Source organism: Chloroflexota bacterium (assembly GCA_016887485.1).
In the GTDB taxonomy this organism is placed as follows: domain Bacteria; phylum Chloroflexota; class Anaerolineae; order Anaerolineales; family Anaerolineaceae; genus Brevifilum.
In genome coordinates this window covers 168,774-188,550 of record CP069394.1, presented here as the reverse complement: position 1 = coordinate 188,550, position 19,777 = coordinate 168,774, and the positions used below count along the sequence as shown (strand labels likewise).

General features: G+C 51.2%; 15 protein-coding genes and 1 other RNA gene. 8 read left to right on the top strand and 8 right to left on the bottom strand.

Features of this window, described 5'->3' with window-relative positions:
• Nucleotides 1-110: 110 nt before the first annotated feature.
• The 5 genes from JR338_00865 to JR338_00845 all read right to left on the bottom strand — a co-directional run bounded on the left by JR338_00865 (nt 111) and on the right by JR338_00845 (nt 6,257).
• Complete coding sequence (locus tag JR338_00865) at nt 111-1,430, bottom strand: GTPase (GenBank protein QRN83339.1); 1,320 nt, start codon at nt 1,428-1,430, stop codon at nt 111-113.
• A 54-nt stretch (nt 1,431-1,484) separates the two neighbouring features.
• Nucleotides 1,485-3,242 (bottom strand): arginine--tRNA ligase, encoded by a 1,758-nt coding sequence (argS, locus tag JR338_00860; GenBank protein ID QRN83338.1) that lies wholly within the window; start codon nt 3,240-3,242, stop codon nt 1,485-1,487.
• 80 nt (nt 3,243-3,322) lie between these two features.
• Nucleotides 3,323-4,465: a hypothetical protein gene (locus JR338_00855; protein QRN83337.1), complete on the bottom strand. Its 1,143-nt coding sequence runs from the start codon at nt 4,463-4,465 to the stop codon at nt 3,323-3,325.
• Nucleotides 4,466-4,566: 101 nt separating this feature from the next.
• Nucleotides 4,567-4,830, bottom strand: a complete 264-nt coding sequence (locus JR338_00850) for a 30S ribosomal protein S20 (GenBank protein QRN83336.1) — start codon at nt 4,828-4,830, stop codon at nt 4,567-4,569.
• 95 nt (nt 4,831-4,925) lie between these two features.
• Nucleotides 4,926-6,257 (bottom strand): hypothetical protein, encoded by a 1,332-nt coding sequence (locus tag JR338_00845; protein ID QRN83335.1) that lies wholly within the window; start codon nt 6,255-6,257, stop codon nt 4,926-4,928.
• A 155-nt stretch (nt 6,258-6,412) separates the two neighbouring features.
• Between JR338_00845 and rnpB the strand changes: the two genes are divergently transcribed.
• The 8 genes from rnpB (at nt 6,413) to JR338_00805 (ending at nt 16,011) form a co-directional block, all read left to right on the top strand.
• An RNA gene (rnpB, locus tag JR338_00840) (RNase P RNA component class A) lies at nt 6,413-6,783 on the top strand.
• Nucleotides 6,784-7,331: 548 nt separating this feature from the next.
• On the top strand, nt 7,332-8,093 hold the full coding sequence (locus JR338_00835; protein ID QRN83334.1) for an MBL fold metallo-hydrolase: 762 nt from the start codon (nt 7,332-7,334) through the stop codon (nt 8,091-8,093).
• Nucleotides 8,094-8,433: 340 nt separating this feature from the next.
• A complete protein-coding gene (locus JR338_00830; protein ID QRN83333.1) occupies nt 8,434-8,916 on the top strand; it encodes a DUF488 domain-containing protein in 483 nt (160 codons plus the stop codon).
• A gap of 71 nt (nt 8,917-8,987) precedes the next feature.
• Nucleotides 8,988-10,574, top strand: a complete 1,587-nt coding sequence (locus JR338_00825) for a hypothetical protein (protein ID QRN83332.1) — start codon at nt 8,988-8,990, stop codon at nt 10,572-10,574.
• A gap of 110 nt (nt 10,575-10,684) precedes the next feature.
• The gene (locus JR338_00820; GenBank protein QRN83331.1) at nt 10,685-11,683 is read left to right on the top strand and encodes a hypothetical protein; all 999 of its coding nucleotides are present in this window, start codon (nt 10,685-10,687) and stop codon (nt 11,681-11,683) included.
• Between the two features lie 39 nt (nt 11,684-11,722).
• Complete coding sequence (locus tag JR338_00815) at nt 11,723-12,775, top strand: SIS domain-containing protein (protein ID QRN83330.1); 1,053 nt, start codon at nt 11,723-11,725, stop codon at nt 12,773-12,775.
• A 310-nt stretch (nt 12,776-13,085) separates the two neighbouring features.
• Nucleotides 13,086-14,471: a hypothetical protein gene (locus JR338_00810; protein QRN83329.1), complete on the top strand. Its 1,386-nt coding sequence runs from the start codon at nt 13,086-13,088 to the stop codon at nt 14,469-14,471.
• A gap of 166 nt (nt 14,472-14,637) precedes the next feature.
• Complete coding sequence (locus JR338_00805) at nt 14,638-16,011, top strand: hypothetical protein (GenBank protein QRN83328.1); 1,374 nt, start codon at nt 14,638-14,640, stop codon at nt 16,009-16,011.
• A 175-nt stretch (nt 16,012-16,186) separates the two neighbouring features.
• Here JR338_00805 and JR338_00800 read toward each other — a convergent pair whose 3' ends face one another.
• Genes JR338_00800 through JR338_00790 form a run of 3 tightly spaced genes read right to left on the bottom strand, consistent with a single transcriptional unit; the run spans nt 16,187 to nt 19,661 of the window.
• The gene (locus JR338_00800) at nt 16,187-17,392 is read right to left on the bottom strand and encodes a DNA replication/repair protein RecF (protein QRN83327.1); all 1,206 of its coding nucleotides are present in this window, start codon (nt 17,390-17,392) and stop codon (nt 16,187-16,189) included.
• Entirely contained in the window at nt 17,392-17,901 is a 510-nt protein-coding gene (gene def / locus JR338_00795; GenBank protein ID QRN83326.1) for a peptide deformylase, read from the bottom strand. The genes JR338_00800 and def overlap by 1 nt, the downstream gene beginning before the upstream one ends.
• Nucleotides 17,902-17,948: 47 nt before the next feature.
• Nucleotides 17,949-19,661: a cyclic nucleotide-binding domain-containing protein gene (locus JR338_00790; GenBank protein QRN83325.1), complete on the bottom strand. Its 1,713-nt coding sequence runs from the start codon at nt 19,659-19,661 to the stop codon at nt 17,949-17,951.
• Nucleotides 19,662-19,777: the final 116 nt, after the last annotated feature.

Here is a 19,777-nt window from a genome sequence, read left to right as displayed (position 1 = left end):
TTCGTAATGAATTTTGTTTATTTTATCAACACAGCAGTTAATCTTACCGCATTAAATCAAAACGGGGTCACCAGAAGGCAACCCCGTTGTTTCATCTGAATAAAACTGGATTATTTGCCGAATTTCTTGGTCAGGATCGATTCGAGAGTCGGCTCACCGATTTCCTGGAGTTCATAACGAACCCGCTGGATCGGTTTATTGATCTTGATGATCCGGGTCAGGTCAATCGGCGTACCGCTGATGACCAGGTCCACATCGGCCCGGTTGATGGTCTTTTCCAGATCGCGCATCATCTTCTCACCATAACCCATGGCGGGCAGAATCTGACCGGTCTCGGGATACTTTTCATAGGTGTCTTTGATGGAGGCAACCGCAAATGGGCGGGGGTCCACAATTTCACCAGCGCCAAAGCGGCGGGCAGCCACATAACCGGCGCCGTAGGCCATACCACCGTGGGTCAACGTGGGGCCGTCTTCCACAACCAGGACACGTTTGCCGCGGATGGCTTCGGGGTCATCCACAAATAAGGGGCTGGCCCCTTCAATGACCATTGCGTCGGGATTGAGGGCATAGAGGTTATCACGGACGGTGATCACATCGTCAGGATTGGCGGTATCGACTTTGTTGATCACAAAGACATCCGCCAGTCGGACATTGGTCTCGCCGGGGTAATAGCGCATTTCATGGCCAGGACGGTGGGGGTCAGCCACAACGATCAGCAGATCGGAAACATAGAAGGAGAAGTCGTTATTGCCGCCATCCCAAAGGACGATGTCCACTTCCTTCTCGGCTTCACGCAGGATCGCTTCATAATCCACACCGGCATAAACGATCACACCGTTATCCAGGTGGGGTTCATATTCCTCGCGTTCCTCGATCGTGCATTCGTGCTTGTCCAGGTCACTGTAATCGGCAAAGCGTTGTACTTTCTGCTTGACCAGGTCGCCATAAGGCATTGGGTGCCGGATAGCAGCCACTTTGTAGCCCATCTCGCGCAGGATCAGGGAGACGCGGCGGGTGGTCTGGCTCTTGCCGGAACCGGTCCGCACAGCACAGACGGCCACAACGGGTTTGGTCGATTTGATCTGGGTCTTATCAATGCCCATCAGACGGAAATCCGCTCCAACTGCATTCACTAAAGCAGCTTTGTGCATCACATATTCCCCGGGGACATCGCTATACGCGAAAACAACCTGGTCAATATCATTTTCCTTGATGAGCTTGACCAGCTCGGATTCGGGATAAATCGGGATGCCAGCCGGATAGAGTTCACCAGCCAATTCCGCAGGGTATTTCCGACCCTCGATATTGGGGATCTGGGTGGCTGTGAAAGCGACAACTTCATAATCCTTATTGTCACGATAGAAGGTATTGAAATTATGAAAATCTCGCCCTGCAGCGCCCATGATGATCGTTCGAATTCGTGCCATTGAAGTGTGTACTCCTTATCTAAATAGTTGGTTGGTTAACGATAACGGGCATCATTACATCATGTTGGGAGCTTCGATGCCCAGCAAACTCAAGCTTGTTGCAATCACCTGTTTGGCCGCAGCCACCAGACGCAACCGATAGGCCCGGACTTCCGGTTCGGCGTTCAGCACCTGGCAGGTGTTGTAGAAATCATTGAAGGCCTTGGCCAGGTCAAACGCCAGATTGGCAATCACCAGCGGCCGCAGGTCTTCTGCAGCCCTCTGAACCTCTGCCGGCAGCCGGGTCATCAATTCTATCAGGTCTACCTCTGTCTTTTCAAGGTCAGCGGGGAAAACGACCGCATCGGGCATTTCAGTACCCGCCTTACGCAGAATGCTGCCCGCCCGGACGTGAGCGTATTGGATATAAGGTGCAGCCTGGCCATTAAAGTCCAGCGCAGCGTCCCAATCAAAGGTGACCACCTTTGTATTATCCCTCGAGAGCATGGTGTATTTCAAGGCACCCAGGGCAACTGCCAGGGCAATGGATTCCTTAGCATCATCAGCCAGCTCAGGATTCTTTTCCTCAACGATCTGCTTGGCCCGGCTGGTCGCCTCGGCCACCAGATCATCAAACAGCACCACCGTCCCCTCCCGGGATGCCATGGTGACATTTCCGGGCAGATTCACCAGTTCATAAGCCAGGTGGTAAAGCTTATCCGACCAGTCATATCCCAGAAGCTCCAAAGTCTTGAAGATCTGTTTGAGGTAGAGGGACTGGCGTACGTCAATCACGTAGATTGAGCGGTCCAGTTGATATTCATTGAATTTCTGAATGGCGAGCGGCAGGTCCTTGGTGGCATAGAGCGAAGAACTATCGGAGCGCAGGATCACCAGCACCCGATACTCGTCGTCCGTGCCCAAAGCCGCGTCCAGGTCAATGTAGACGGGTTCCTCGGGGCGGTCATCGGTTGCCAGCCCGTCCGAAATCAACTGTTCCACCAATTCTGAGCCGGAATCTTCCACTTCGCTCTCGAAATAAATCCGGTCAAAGTGTTCACCCAGCAAATCATAGATCTGTTCGAACCCTTCCAATGACCATTGACGGGTTGTCTTCCACAGCTCAACGATCTCCGGATCGCGGGCGTTCCAGCGGGCATAAAGCGCCCGGACTTCGGCTTCGTTCTCAGGTTCCTGAAAGAGCCGGTCTGCTTCAGCATAGATCTCGTTCATCCAGTGGGTTTTATCCTCACCGGGCTGCTCGCCGTTGTGATTCTTGAGGTAATTCCACATCCACTTGACCACGTGCAGCCCGATGTCGCCGAGATAGTTGGCCCGGATGACATCATTACCTGCAAACTCCAGGATCCGGCAGACACTGCCGCCCAGGATCACATTCCGCAAGTGACCAACATGGAAAGATTTGTGCGTATTGGGCTGCGAATATTCCACCATCACCGTCTGGTGCTTTTCCGCACCGCGGCCATAGTCACCATCTTCCGCCAGGACGGTATCCACCACCCGGCGGGCATATTCTGCTGTGGAGAAATAAAGGTTGAGATAGCCCTTCACCGCTTCGATATGAGAGAGCCCCAACTCATCGGGGGCCAAGGCTGCTTGCAGGCCCTCCGCCAACTCAGTGGCTCGCTGCGGGACGTTCACCTTTTTCCCCGTTCGGGCTTCAGCCGCTGCAATCGGGAATAACGGGATCGCCAAGCCCCATTCACCACTAAAAGGGATCTGCCGAAATTCAATATTGGGGTCTTCGATCCCCTGTTGGGTCAGGTAAGTTTTGATTTGTTCTGCAATCAGTGCTTTTTCTTGATCAAACATGTTTTCTCTTTTTTCAAATCGAGTCGGAACAGACCGTATTATAACATTGCCTCAACCGAAGAACAGCCTTTCCGACTGTTTTACTGACTGATTGGGACGAACCTTGCATCTAATGCAACCATCGTGAGAGTCAGGTCACCGGCGTTCATCATCCAGAGCGTGCTGTCCGTATCCTGGAACCAGATCGTTTCCGGCACCTGCCAGGCGACCGCTCGGAGCAAGTTGACATCATCAGTAACCAAATAGGAGAGCTCCAGGGTGGTCATGTCAATCTTGATCACACTGTAGGTGTCCCCTTCCATAAACATCCCCAGCCCCACCGTCACCAGCAGTGCACTCTCATCGGGCGCCCAGACCATTTGCCAGACCTGTTTATATTTATCAGGCAGGGTCACCGTTTGATTGGTCAGATTGACCAGGTCACGGATCATGATCCCCGTGGGGTCGCCAGGAACAGCCCGGGCTGCATAGGTTTCATTTGGCGACACGGAGGTGGAGACAAGTGGACTGGTCTCCGGGAAGGTTTGCTCCCGCATACTCGTGTCAAGATACACCTTGAATAAGTCCTGGCCGCCATATCCCTCAATGCCTTCCATTACATTCATGTAATAAAGGGTCTCACCATCCGCAGACCATTTGATCGGTGTCGGGCGCAATGGCCGATCCAGTGTGAGATCGACCAGGATTTGTTCACCCGAGCCATCCACATTGACGACCTTCAACTGCACATGGCTGCCGCTGGCATCAAAGCTCAATACAGCCCCTTGCGCAATTTTCGAGCCATCAGGAGAAGGCAGGATCACGCCCTCAAAATAGCCACCATCCGGGTTGAGGAAGAGCAGTTCCTGCACAACGCCATCAAAACCCACCCGGAAGGCATTCTGATAGTCAGAATCAACATAGAAAACACCGTTTTCCGTAACGCCCCCATTCCCCCCATAACCAAAGCCAGGGGCCGCTATCCGGTTAATTTCCGCCCCGGTGGCTGGATCAAGCACCACCAGCTCCTCTCCGACGCCATAAACGATCGGGAGCGGCAATTCCGGCCCTTCGGTTGCGGCCGCGGTCTCCGTTGCCACTTCCGTTTCAGTAACGATTTCCTCGGTGGAGTGAGCAACGGATGTCTCTTCAACAGTGGGCGTTTCGACCGTTTGGGTAGGTAAACTGCATGCCGACAAGGCCAATATCAGTATTAGACCAACTAACCAGGCTCTGTTTTTCATCACGTTCTCCTTTTCCAAAAGCGCAAAGCGGGAGCGAATTCGCTCCCGCTAATTTTACTTCAATACGTTGAAGAAGTTTGCTGACGCTTAGGTCTGCCGACTTACTCCATGCTATTGATCTGCTTCATCAGGCGGCTCTTGCGGCGTGCTGCGTTATTTTTGTGGATAACGCCTTTCGCAGCGGCTTTGTCCAGGGCTTTCAGGGCAGCCATGGCTTTGCTGCGGGCATCTTCCGGTTCGCCGGTCTCAATTGCAACAAGGGTGTTGCGGACGGCTTTACGGGCAGTGCCACGATAAACACGGTTCTGAATACGTCGCTTTTCATTCTGACGATTGCGCTTGATCTGCGATTTAATATTTGCCAAGGTACTTCCTCCAATAACTTACTGGATCGCTCTTCTTATAATTACGAAAGAATATTTTACCTGACGCGTTCCAATTTGTCCAGTCAGTTCAGGCATTAACCTTCGTTCTCATCCAAATGAAATTGCTCCATATAGTTCTTAATCTCCGGAACAGCCACCAGCCGGTCATAGAAGAAGTTATTGACCACATTGATCAGCTCCTCCCGGGCCGCTTCCGCCTGGGTGCTGAGTTCAGCGTAATTATCCTGATTCTTGATCGCATCCCGAAAACGTAGGATTCTGGAGACAATTTCCGCCTCACGGGCATCTTCCATCACTCGGATCACCTCCAGCATCAGGTCCTCCGCCTGTTTCAACAGCTGTTCCTGCTTAAAGGCGGCCTTGACCTGTACAGCATCATCCACCGTGCGGATCAGTGACCAGACCTGATAGAGCATCGAAGTCGGCTCATCGAACAACTCCCGCAGGAACACAGCTTCTTCATAGCGTCCCGTCAGGCGGAAGATGTTATACATCCGCTTGGCAGCCTTGCCATAGTTAATGTGCTTTGTCACATACTTGCGGACCTCCCCTTCCAGCGCCTTCACGTAATCCTCAAGCGCATCTGCACTGACATGTTGAGCCAGTTTGGAGAAGATCGGCACGGATTCGGCCTGCAGATAGACCTCCTGGAAATAAGGATCCAAATAGCCATCAAGGGGTATGATCGTGCCATCCGGGGCCTCCCAGGTCACATCCAGCATATTGCTTGCATTGGCCAACGAGCCTCGAATCGGGTCCGCCACCACCCAATCCAGCTTGCACCAACCTGGATTTTGGGCAGCATCTTCCCAAAGGATCTCAAAAGGCTTGCCATCCTCGGTAAAGCCAACCTTCTTCCCATCCTCGATCTCATCCGGCCGCCAGGAGATCGGGGAACCTGCCGCAAAAGTGGCCTTCCCCTTGACAAAAGGCGCCGGGTAGGAGCCCAGCTTGACTTCAATCAACTGATAGGTTGGCCCTTGCCGAAAGTCGAGGGCTTTTTTCTTCATGATCTCTGCCAAAATCTGGCAAGCTTCTTCCTTAGTTGGCGCAATGATATTGACCCGCTCGAAATAATCGCAGTCACCGGGGTAACGCTGGATCTTAGATTGCGCTGAAGAGCCTGAAAGTGCCAGCGCCGTTTCGACCTTGCCGGGGATATCCAAAAACTCCACCAGGCCCCCAATGGCACGGAAATATTCCAGGCGCTCCGAGCTGAAATCCAGCATGGCGATGTTCTGACCGAAGACGCCTGAACGCTCATCAAACACAATCTCGCGGCTATCGCCTGCCTTGTGGATTGCGTCCAGCCAGGCGATGGCCTCAGCTTCATCCAGCTCAACCTTCATCCGCTTCGCGGATTCCATCACTTCCTGCAGTTGTTCACGGGAATAAGAATCAACCATCTGAAAGGCCTCCTGATCTTCAATTTTCATTCAGCATACATTAATCCGACCAATTGAGTCAAGAATCTGATACGACCATAAAGCACGATATTCTCCCCTTCTTTAATGCGATTCTATGATTAACAGCGTATAATACTCATCCGTTATAATAGAATCAGGTTGGCCGGATGGACGCGCGACTTCGGTCGCGAGGAAAGTCCGCACACCACAGGGCAGCACGCCGGGTAACGCCCGGAAGCGTGTAAACGCTTGGAACAGGGCCACAGAAAACAGACCGCTCCCTTCGGGGAGTAAGGGTGAAAAGGTGGTGTAAGAGACCACCGGCAGGCGCCGTAATGCGTCTGGCCAGGCAACCCCCGTGCGGTGCAAGGTCAAGCAGGAGAGAAGCCTTCGGGCGGGAAGCACCCGTTTCCCAACCATCTCCGGGTAGACCGCTGGAGCTTTGGGGTAACCCTCAGCCTAGATAGATGTCCATCCAGGCGGGATTCCCGCTGGACAGGATGCGGCTTATAGGCCAACCTGATTTTCATTTAACGCAGAGGGGATTTATTTTGTTATTGCGAACTTGTGACGCAATCTGATGTTTGATCTTTTGGCGTGATAATTTGAATAGGGTAAAAAAAAGGATTGCTTCGTTCCTCGCAAGGACAAAATAGAAGAAAAATTGATTGCTTCCCACTCCTCTGCGCTTCGGGGACGATGTCGTACCTCGCAATGACAAGAAATTGTAGGTCATGTGCCGCGCAGCGCACGTGACAAATGCCAAAACTCATTAATCCTCACAATACAACACCACAACAATAATTAAGCCAAGACCTTTGGCGATTCATTTTAAGCCTTCCCCCTGGGGGGGAAGGTGGCGTGAAACGCCGGATGAGGGGAAAACTTCTCCCCCACCTCATCAGTCTGCTATGCAGACAGCTTCCCCTCGAGGGGAAGCCATAACCTTAGTTCGTAAATCCTGTTCCGCACAGCGCAAATAAAAATCTCGTGTCTCTCAGTCAATATCCACTCCTCAGCTTGTTATAATAATCTTTGCAAATCCTAGCGCCAAATAACTAAAGGACAACCGTAATGAAACCATGGTTCACAGTCACGCATATTGATGAAAACACTCATATCCTCAGCGAATACCGCCATGTGGAGGAAACGCAAAGTTATTTACTCATTGGCACAGAAAGAGCGCTTCTGATTGATACGGGCCTTGGCATTGGCAATATCTATAAAGAAGTGAGAAAACTGACCGACAAACCGGTTACAGCCGTTGCCACGCATATCCATTGGGATCATATCGGCGGCCATAAATATTTCCCCGATTTCTATGTCCACGAAGACGAGTTGAAATGGTTAGACGGAGAATATCCCCTGCAACAGGAGCGGATCAAACATTTCTTAGTGTCGGACTGTGACCTGCCAGAAGACTTCAATGTGGACGAATATGGATTATTTCAGGGAATCCCGACAAAAGTGCTGGTGGATAATGATTTGATTGATCTTGGGGACCGTGTCCTTCAGGTGCTGCATACGCCGGGGCATTCACCCGGTCACATGTGTTTTTATGAGGAATCAAAAGGCTGGCTCTTCACCGGAGATTTGATCTACAAAGATGTTCTCTATGCCAATTTCCCCTCTACGGATCCGGAGCTCTACCAAAAATCCATTGAGCGGGTTGCCGCCCTTCCCGTGAACCGCGTTTTCCCAGGCCATCATAGTTTGGATGTTGAACCGGGGATCATCTCAAGGATACGGGATGCCTTCCGCCAGATCAATGCTGACGGCCATTTACATCATGGTGGTGGAGCTTTCGACTATGGCGATTTTTCCATTTTGTTGTAAGCCAAATCCTGTGCGTGGTTTAATGCGGCACAGTTTTGTCATTGCAAACTTGTGAAGCAATCTGTTTTTTTTGTTTGCTCGATATTATTACTGTTAGTTTTTGGCGAAACAAAAGATTGCTTCGTTCCTCGCAATGACAAGATAGAAAAAATATTGATTACTTCCCACTCCGCTATGCTTCGGGGACTAAGTCGTTCCTCGCAATGACAAGATAGGGTAAATATTGATTGCTTCCCACTGCGCTGCCCTTCGGTAACCCTGTCGTTCCTCGCAATGACAAGAACCTATTCCCTCCCTGTCAGATATTGATTTATCCCCGCCATTCTATATATAATGAAGTATGCCGGATGTCATCTATACAATTGGGCACGGCAATCTATCCTTCATGAAGTTCGTCTCACTGATCCAGGCGAATAACATCACTCAAATCATCGACATTCGCAGCATTCCCTACAGCCGAAGAGCTCCCTGGAGTAATAAGTCGCGCCTCTCTCAGCTTCTGAAGCCTATTGGTATCCGTTATACCTACCTCGGGCATAAATTTAACGATAAAAGCCAATCCTTCACCCATCACGGCCAGACGCCGCAACAAGATTCCGCTCAGGCCTACAATGACGCAGTTGCCAGCGTTGTCTCCGCCGCTGAAAAACGACAGATCGCCCTACTTTGCGCTGAAGGCGACCCAGCCCACTGCATTCGCCAGAACGTCATCGCCCAAACCTTACTTAGTCGGGAAATCAAAGTGACCCATATCCTCCAAAATGGCGGCCTGATGGAAGCCTGGCAGGAATCCGATTCCCCCAAACAACCGGAATTATTTTAGTTATTGATAAATCACCACCTTTTCCTATTGCTATCGTTTAATAAATTATAAAAACAAAAAAAGAGGTGAAAATGAAACCATCCAACCGCTCGAAATTAATCATCATATCCACCCTGTTAGCCCTGATCCTCGCCAGCTGCAACCTGCCCAGCCGCGCAGCAGTCCAAATCGCCATCACCAGCCATGAGAATGGACAAGCGGTCGTCCTCAGCCAGGAGGCCCGGATCGTGTCGGTTGCAACCTCTTCCAGGGGGATTTCGTCTGTCGAACTTTATATCAGCGGCGTCCTGCTGGAAACCGCTGAACCCCCGGATGGCACACCTAAAGAATTTACGGCCAACCAGGCCTACACGCCAACTGAAGAAGGCAATGTCATTATCACTGTGGTGGCCTATGACACCAAAGGGAACCATTCCGAACCGGTTAGCATTTCGCTGACTGTCGTTCAATCTCTGGAAGGCGTTGATGAGACCATTGAGACTGTTGAGCCACCGACACCTACCATCACCCTCACGCCGCAGGGACTGGACCAGACCCAGACGGCTTCCGTGGGCTGCACCAATGGTGCCTCATTTGTCTCGGATGTCACCATCCCCGACAACACCGTCATGACTGCCGGTTCGAATTTCACTAAGATCTGGCGGGTCACCAATACCGGCAGCTGCGATTGGGTCAGCTACCAACTCGTCCATGCCAGTAATGACCTCTTAGGCGCCTCCTCGCCCCAGGCCATTCCCCTGGTCAACGCCGGCAGCAATGGCGATCTCAGTGTGGATATGACCGCCCCCGCCTCTCCAGGAACCTACACTTCCTCCTGGCGGATCCGTGGGTCAGATGGCAGCATCTTTGGCCCAACCCTGACGGTAATCATCGTCATTCCTGAGAACGCCACCAACACACCCAATCCAACAGCCACGGCTACCGTCACGCCAACAGCGACCACAGGTCCGGTCTCCGTCAGCCAGCATTATGAAGGCCTCTCGATCAGTGCAGGCGCTACGGTCCATACCACAGTGAATTGTCCTGCCGGATCAGTAGTTGTCTCCGGTGGATATGCCGCCAATGACGGCGTTCGAGTCTGGCACTCGACTAAAGATGGCAACGGCTGGCGGGTCTACGCCACCAACACCACCGGATCGAACAAGGCCGTGAATGTTTATGCCGTCTGCCTGCATAACAGCGGTGGAACCACAGATGTGGAATACACCCAGAAATACATCAATGCCAGCACCTATACCCAAATCGTCGCCAACTGCCCCTCCGGCTCAGTGGTGACGGGCGGCGGCTGGGTGATCGGCTCTGATGCCAATGTATCGCTCTATAACTCCACGAAATCCGGCAATGGCTGGCAAATCTACGTCCAAAACGATGGCGGCGGCACACCTCTGGTTAATGTATATGCGGTCTGCCTTGCCGACACATCCGGTACAACAACATCCGTCAGCAATACCACCGGTGTGATCCCACCCGGTGATATCGAACATCTCGTGATGGATTGCCCCTCTGGCAGTTACGTGACCGGTGGTGGCTTCGCAGTCAATACCGGCGCGGTCATCTACAACGAAACTATTACCGGTAATGCGTGGCAGGTCTATGCCCGTAACAACACTGGAACGCAGAAACTTCTCTTCGGCTATGGCATTTGTTATTCCCCCTAGTCCATATCCAGAATCAAATTTAAGGTGCAGGCCAAATTGACCTGCACCTTTTTTATTGTCCCCTTTGTTCTGGGTATAATTAGGCATATCACAAGAAAAAAAGAGGTTACATGACCGAAAATCCAATTTTCCAACCATCCATCATCTCCAAGATCCGATCTGCCGAAGAAGCGGAGATCATCCAACCGATTGAAGTTGGAACGACCAATGCCGAAAATGAGCTGGTCTTCTTCATCAAGCCTGAACTGTTGGAAGTGCAGGACGATGCCAAGATCGAAAACAGCCTGCATCTGATTCAGAAGAAATTCGAAGAATACGAAGTCACCATCAGCGGTGCCGCCATTGTCCCCGGTGCAATTCTTGAGCAATATGAGATCATGAACCGTCACTATGGATTCATCAATCAGCTCTCCCGATTTGCATCCACTCTGATTGATGGCGAAACCCGCCAGGCGATGTTTGCTAAATTAGGCATCAAAGACACTGGCGATCATAAGATCCTCGGCGGTCATGAATTCTTAACAAACTTCAATACCGATTTGGATACCCTTTCGGATGTGTGGTTTGGTAAAGGCGCAGAGAAAATGCGCAGCGGCTTCTATTTTGTGGAAGAGACCTTCCAGGGACAGCCAATCCTGCTGGTCAACGGCTTTCATCCCTCCCAACTGGCCCACTTCACCCGGTCGGACCATCGCATTGTCCTGATGCTCCTGCACACCAACACAGATTGGGAACGGATGAAATTCAGCCTGGTAGGTGACACCTTCCCGGAGCGTGCGATCCCAGATTCCATTCGGGGCATGCTCCACGCCGACCCTGAGAAATATGGCCAGGCCGAAGTCGGGATCAACACCAACGGCGTTCACCTCTCCGCCGGCCCCTACGAAGCGGCCTATGAGGTAGTCAATTTCTTCGGCAATCTGCTGAACCTTGACCCTGCCATCACCCCGCCTGCCGCCATCCAGCGTTCGATTGACGCGGGCGTCCCCCGTGATCTGGCCTTCAAACTGCTGGAAAATCCCGAAGTGGATGACAGCGATCTGTTCTCCGAAACGGAAAACATGGACACCAAGGATGCGATCCACTTTGTGCTGGACAACCCCGTTTAATTTTTTATCTTTGACCAAGCACGCCCCTAAAGGAGCCCCATGAAACCCATTCCAGAGTCTCACCTCTATCAGGAAATTCACCAACAGCCAAACCTGATCCGAAACTTGATTGAGAACACCCAGAACAGCATCAGCGCCCTGGCTGAGGAAATTCTGTCGCGTGGGATCCGGCATGTGTTCATTGCGGCTCGCGGCACCAGCGATAACGCCGGTCGCTATGCGAAGTATCTGTTAGGCGCGCATAACCAGCTTGTTGTCAGCCTGGCAACCCCCAGCCTTTTCACCATCTATGACCAGCCTCCTTATCTCAAGGACAGCCTGGTGCTGGGCATCAGCCAGAGCGGAAAAAGCCCGGATATCGTCTCCGTCCTGACGGAAGGCCGCAAACAAGGTGCGCTGACCGCTGCGATCACCAATATCCCGGATTCGGACCTTGGCAACGCAGCCGATATCGTTATGGACCTGCAGGCCGAGCCGGAGATATCCCTGGCCGCTACTAAAACCTATTCCACCCAACTAACTACCCTGGCCCTGCTCTCCACTGCGCTCAATCCCCTCCCCCAATACGTAGAAGACCTGGCCGCTTTCCCGGATCAGGTTCAGAATGTTTTCGCCATTGAAGAACACGCCGCCCAGTTGGTGGAACGCTATCGCTATATGTCCCACTGTGTGATGATCGGCCGGGGTTACAACTATGCCTCAGCCTTTGAATTCGCGCTCAAAGTGAAAGAGCTGACATATACAATCGCTGAGCCATATTCCAGTGCTGATTTCCTGCATGGTCCCGTCGCTTTGGTGGATCAGGGCTTCCCGGTCTTTGTCTTTGCCCCCAGCGGCAAGATGAACGCTGAAATGATCTCCCTGATCAAACATGTCCAACAACGGGAAGCGGAAGTTGTCGTGATCAGCGACGAATCCGAACCATTGAAATTGTCCGACCAAAAGCTGGTTTTGCCCACCGGCATTCCGGAATGGCTTTCTCCCATATCGGCCATCATTCCCGGTCAGTTGTTCGGCATGTACCTAGCAGCCTCTCGTGGTTTTGATGTTGATCAGCCCCGTGGCTTGAACAAGGTCACAAAGACCTGGTAATCCTTAAATTAAAAGAGAATCCCCGGAATAACCGGGGATTTTTTTTATTTACCTTTTTAACTCCTCAGGTTCTCCCTCACAAATCAGCATAAATCACACGAAAAGCCTTTGTCATGAGATGAAATTAAAATAAATCCAACTTGCCGGGGCTAATCATTTTAATATACAATAAGCATACAACAATTTTCCCACCGTAGCGTGACCCAAATCAATACCCCTCATCTCAGTCATGGCCCGTTTGTTTTCGTTAACGAACCAGTACTTCTTGTTTGAGTATTTAAGTATTTAAGAGAGACTATAGGAGGTAATAATGAAGAAAACTATGCTGGTTGGATTGTGTCTATTGACCGTGCTCTCATTGATGCTTTCTGCCTGCGGTTTTACAATCACCACAAACAATTCGGAGGCAGAAAGCGTCGCCCAAACTGCAGTTGCCCTTTCTGCGACTCAAACCGCCATGGCTGAAACCCAACCCGAGGGTGGACAGGAAACCGAGGAAGCTGTTGTGCCGGAAGAGAGTGTTGAGGACACAGAAGAAATCGAAGAAACTGAGGAACCCATTGTTGAGGTAACCCACGACATCACACCAGGAGAACCGGGTTGGATCTATAAATGGTTCTATGATACCGATTCCTCTAAAAACGCCAGCAATGGTTATGTGACCGGTGGCGATGATTTCGTGGCCAACCTGTATGAACGGCCATTCACAGATAGCGAAATGGTTTATCGTCCGGATGTGGATATCAAGAAAGCGGAAATCTCATCGGATGACACGTTTTATTATGTCATCATCACCCTCTCAGGGGAACACCCAGATGGCGGGTTGCAAGCCGCCTATGGGGTCGAGATTGATGAAGATCGAGATGGCCGCGGGGACCTATTGGTGGTCGCAGACCATCCAACTGCAACAAGCTGGAGCATTGATGGCGTGGGCGTCCACCGTGATAGTAATAATGACGTGGGCGGCTCTTCTATCATGCGGCCGGATAGCAGCTATGCCGGGAACGGCTATGACCAGGTGGTCTTTTCAAACGCCGTCCTGGATGACCCGGATGCCGCCTGGGCCAGGATCAGCACTGGCACCCCCCCAACCGTGACCTTTGCCTTCAAGAAATCGCTGGTTGGCATGGGTACCTTTGTGTGGGGCGTTTGGGCAGCCGAAAGCCTGCTCGATCCCGCCCTTATCGACCTGCATGACAACTTCACCGAATCTGAGGCCGGTTCGCCCTATCAATCTCATAGCACCTATCCCCTCAAGGCCCTCAACCTGGTCGATAACACCTGCCGGGAAACCTATGGCTTTGATGCTACAACCCCAATTGCTGGCCTATGCTATGTGCCAGAAGAACCCACACCAGAGCCGACACCTGAACCAACCCAACGCCCAACGACTGCACCCGACCCGGTGACGATCTACGGGGTGGCTTTTGACGACATCAACAATAATGGTGTATACAACTCAGGTGAACCCTACACAATTTACAATGTCACGATATATCTTTATCCCAACACATCGTGCTCAGGAGCAATAAGATCCACCTCAATTAGGGCTTTCAACTGGTCTGGGCTGCCTGCCGGTCCCTATTGTGTCAGAATCGTCGGTGGCACCAACCCGACCACACCCACCCAATATACATTTACCCTCTCACCGGGACAATCGCGTTTCGTTCCATTTGGATTTTACGTAATTCAATAATGCATCGTTAAGAAACAAAAGGGGGCACCTGTAATTCAGGTGCCCCTTTTTCATACCTGACCTACTCCACTAATCCGGCTAATAAAAACCTGCAATAAACGTCCCCCAGCCCATTTATTCGTTGCAGGATTGGGTTTTATTTTGTTTAATCAGACGGAGGAAGAATATGAAAGTGTCAAGACTGCGAGTGATCTGTATTGTTACTTTTCTAATACTCATTCTTACAGCATGCTCCCAAGGCGTTGATAGTGAAATGGAAGAAAGCATCGGCCAAACTGCCGTTGCGAGAGCATTTACTCAAACTGCTAATGCCGAAGAGAGTTCAATTGAGTCCACTGAAGCACCACTAGATATTACCGAAACGGAAATTGTTGAGGACACAGTAGAGGCAGAAGAAGAGGAAGAAACTCCCGCACCAACGGAAATCTCCCATGAAATCACACCGAGCGAACCGGGCTGGGTTTCAAAATGGTTCTATGATACCGATTCCAGTAAAACCGCTGATGATAAAACCGTCAATGGGGGAGATGATTATGTTGCGAATTTATATGAACGGCCATTCACAGAAGAAGATATGATCTATCGACCAGATATTGATATCAACAAGGCCGAAATATCATCAGATGACACGTTCTATTATGTCACCCTCACCCTTGCAGGGGAACACCCAGGTGGCGGGTTGCAAGCCGCCTATGGCGTCGAGATTGATGAGGATCGAGATGGCCGCGGGGACCTTTTGGTGATCGCAGATCATCCAACCTCAACCAGCTGGAGCATAGATGGCGTGAGCGTCTATCGTGATAGCAATAATGACGTAGGCGGCTCTTCCATCATGCGGCCGGATAGCGGCTATGCCGGAAATGGTTTTGACCAGGTGGTTTTCTCAAACGCCGTCCTGGATGACCCGGATGCCGCCTGGGCCAGGATCAACACAGGCACACCTCCAACCGTGACCTTGGCTTTCAAGAAATCACTGGTTGGGATGGGCACCTTTGTATGGGGCGTCTGGTCTGCTGATAGCTTACTTGATCCCGCCCTGATTGACCTGCATGATAATTTCACCGAATCTGAGGCCGGTTCACCCTACAAATCTCACAGCACATACCCCCTCAAAGCCCTCAACCTGGTCGATAACACCTGCCGGGAAACCTATGGCTTTGATGCCACAACACCCATCATGGGATTATGCTATGTTCCAGCAGAACCCACGGAAAAATCGAACTCTCCCCAGCCGGGAAGTATCAGCTACATAGTTTACGATGATAATTACAATCTCGGAACAAAAGACCCAGGTGAGTCGTTAAATACCGACAGGTATTTTGTTGTTACTCTCCAATCGGGCGCATGTCCATCGTCATCTTCAAATCTGTATTCAACAACTGCTAACTCATCAACATTCTCTGGCTTGTCGGCAGGAACATACTGCTTAAAAATCACAAGCCGGTATGCTTATAGTACACCAGATCATTACACAATTAATTTGGCAGCAGGCGGTGCAGAATATAGAGAGTTTGGTTTTTATCGACCGATACCAAATTAAGAGATTAAAATACTTTTTCTTTACACTGGAGTATTCCCGATTTTTTAGTGCATCAGGTAGTAGGTCACGTATGGCGGCTCCGGCCGCCTACGTGACTTCTATTCATTGTTTTGAGAAAAGCAATGGGGACAACTTTATATTGTCACGTGCGCTTCGCAGCACATGACCTACTTGTTTATTCGCGGTGCACCATGCCACCTTCAACCCGCCACGCCGCATGACTCTCCACAAAATCCTGCTCAAACATACTCAGATCCGTTGAGGTCAGGATCGCCTGATCACACTCCGCCAGCGTCGCCAACAAATCCACCCGGCGTTGGACGTCCAACTCGGACATGATCTCATCCAGCAGCAGCACAGGCCATTCACCGGTCTTGGTTCGCAGCCAGTTCACTTCCCCCAGCTTCAACGCCAACAAAGCCGTTCGCCCCTGGCCCCGCGAGCCATACTCGCCCAAGTCCACCTGATTGCTGAGAAAACGCAGCTCATCCCGGTGGGGGCCAAGGGTGGTCACCCCTCGGGCGATCTCTTCCCGCTGGTGCTTACCCAGAGCTGCCACCATCCCCTTTTCCATCTCTTCCAGGGTGAACCCTGACCGATCCGCCACCGTGGACACATTCAACATCATCTGCCCCTCGGGTTTTTCAAGCGGGTCATAAGCTGGCTGGTAATCCAGTCGCAGCACTTCCTTGCCGCTTGTCAGGCTGTAATGGATTCGTCGCGCTTCTTCTTCCAATTCACAAATAGCCTTGATGCGTTCCTTCATTATGAACGCGCCATGCCGGGCCAACATCCCATCCCAAACGGCCAATTGTTCCACATCCCCGCCCCGTTCCGCCAACAGCTTCAACAAGGCGTTACGCTGGGTCAGAGTTTGAGCATAAGCTGACAAATGTTGGAGATATTGAGGGGAAACCTGAGAGATCAGCATATCCAGATAGCGCCGGCGGTCTGAAGGACTTTCCTCGATAATCCTCGCCATCTGCGGCAGGAAGATCACGGCATTGAACTGGCCCACGACTTCGCTCATCTTCCTCTTGACGCCGTCCAGCAGCACCTCCTTGCGGAAGCGTGAACGCCCATTGCCGTTGATATTCTCCCGGATCAGGCGGACTTCAATCTGATGTTCCCCGTCTTTGCGCACAAAATCGCCAACGATCCGGCCAACAGTTGTGCCGACATCCGGCAGGCTAAAATTGATCAGCTGCCGGTCAGAGCTGGCGTGGAAGGAAGAGAAAGTTGAAAGGAAATAAATGGCTTCCAAAAGTGTGGTCTTCCCCTGTGCATTAGCGCCCACCAACAGAAATATTTCCCGGGGAACATCAAGATCCAGCCGGGAAAATTGACGGAAATCAGTCAGGGAAAGCCGCTTCAGGTACATTAAACGTCAGGGATGTCCTCGTCATCCTCATCCGGCTGCCAAATATCATTGGTCCGGTCCGTATAGAGAATGCCGTTAATATGATCGATCTCATGCTGAAAAATCCGTGCCAACCAGCCTTCCGCCCTGATCTTCAAGGGTTTGCCCTGCTGGTCCTGGGCTTTAACAGTTACCACCTGGGCACGGTCCACGGTGCCGACCAGGTCCGGAACGGACAGGCAGCCTTCAATCCCGCGCACGATTTCTTCAGAGCGCTCCGTGATTTCGGGATTCACCAAAACATAAAGCTGTTTGGGGAAGGATTCATCCATTTCGCTGCCATATTCAACCACAACCAGCTTCTTCGAGACACCAACCTGCGGCGCCGCCAGGCCCACGCCTGGGGCCACACGCATGGTCTCAACCATGTTTTCTACCAAAGTGTTCAACTCGTGGTTAAATTCTGAAATTGTTTCTGTTTCTGTGCGTAACACTTTATCGGGAAATGTTACGATATTCAATATTGTCATTGTTTACACCTCATATAGGATTCTACCAGTAAGATCAAGCCCTGAACTCAACGTCCGTCATATGGTTCCGTTGATTTCATCGGATTCTCACTCCCGCCATCCCCATCCTGGTTCTTCACCATCCGACGGTGATAGCTGGCTATCCATTCGGAAATTCGCTCACGCTCCGAATCAATTTCATATTGCCGTAATTTTTCCAGCCGCTCTCCCATCCGGTAAAAGATATCCTGTTGGACAGCGGATGGATTATACACGAAATCAAAGGTCAGGCGGGTATTACCCACCGTGATATAAACCGTACCAAAATTGAAAACAAAACCCCAAAAGCCACGGCGATCATATTCAATGCTCAGTACATTTTCCAAAGGAGCGGACCGCTTTCGCATCTTCCCCAAAGGCTTCCGATCAAAGTCAATGATCTGATCCAGGGTTACCTGGAAGATGTCATTCCGCCAGTCCGCATATTGATAGAGGATCCAGAGGAAATCAACAAACATCAGGGCAATCAAACCAAATAACGCTGAATTCATCGGTATGAAAGCTAGGCCGCCTGTCACCCGGACGATCACCACCGCAAGCATCCCAAACATCAACAAAACCGGCAGCCACGCCGCCCTGACAAGCACAAACCAATGTTTGCGATAGGTAATTGCGCCGTTCGCCTCATAGCGCAGCCGAATGAAATCTGAGAACAGCCAGGCGAGGAAACCAGTTTCCTTGATCTGCTCCTCAGGTTCAGGCTCAACCCTTTGCGTCACCGCCGGCCGGGTCAGGTCATCTGGATAGGCCAGATCGTCCAGTTTCTGCCGGAGCTTCAAGTCCATCAGGTCAGCCTCTTCACGCCGGTTGAAATCATCCGCGTGGTGCCAATAAATCTCAATCAAGCTGGAGATCAGCTTGGCACGGGCCAGATCGTGCAGTCGGATCGTGCCAACATAGGTCGTCACAACCACATCCGAGAACCCGAAAATACTTCCCAGCCGTGTCCGCGACTCACCAATAGACATGATCGTCCGCAGGGGCGCTTCCTTTCGACTGTCATAAATCAGGGCCACCTTTTCAACCCAAACCACCCGCTTATTCGTCAGCAGGAAGAAATCATTTCGCCAGTCAAAATAAGTCCAGATGGACCAAATCAAGGCAATGCCCCCACCCAAACCCATCATCAGCCAGCCATAGGGTCTGTCCGGCAGCCAAAGCGCTGATGTAAAAAATCCCGCCACGATGGCGACCAGGCCAACGACAATGGATGTGACCTCTTTGGCCCAGAGAACGGCTGGGTGCCGCCGGGCAACAACCAGAGGATACTCGTCTTTCCCCAACCAGGGGAATGGCATCCGCGACGCCAGTTTTCGGCTGTCCACGGCTATCTCAAGCCGCTCTTCAATATCCGGTAGATCGGGGTAAATATAAAGGTAACTATCCACATCCAATGTCAACAGAACCACATCGGTTGCAGCAATAGCCGTGTAATAGCGTGGGTCATCCTCAAAAAGCGATTCCTCACCAAAATAATCCCCCCGGCGAAGGGAAGTGAACACCCTTTCTTCCCGTTTATGAATTGCCGTCAGGTCCACTTCCCCTTCGAAGACGAAAAAAATCGTCTCCGAGGGTTCACCTTCTTCGAATATTGGCTCCCCTTCAGCGCAAGTTGACGACTTGAACAAACCCGCCAGTCGATTAAGTTCTCCGGGGGTCAAATAGCCAAACAAGGAAGACTGTTTGAGAATTTCGATGCGTTCAGATTGTTCAACTCGCATGACTTTAGTATAAAACAAATTATGGGTTAATCCAACGTTTGAAATCAAAACAATAAACCCTGACTGATTGTATTGATTGTTGAATAGCAATAATGATATAATCAAATGAATATGAC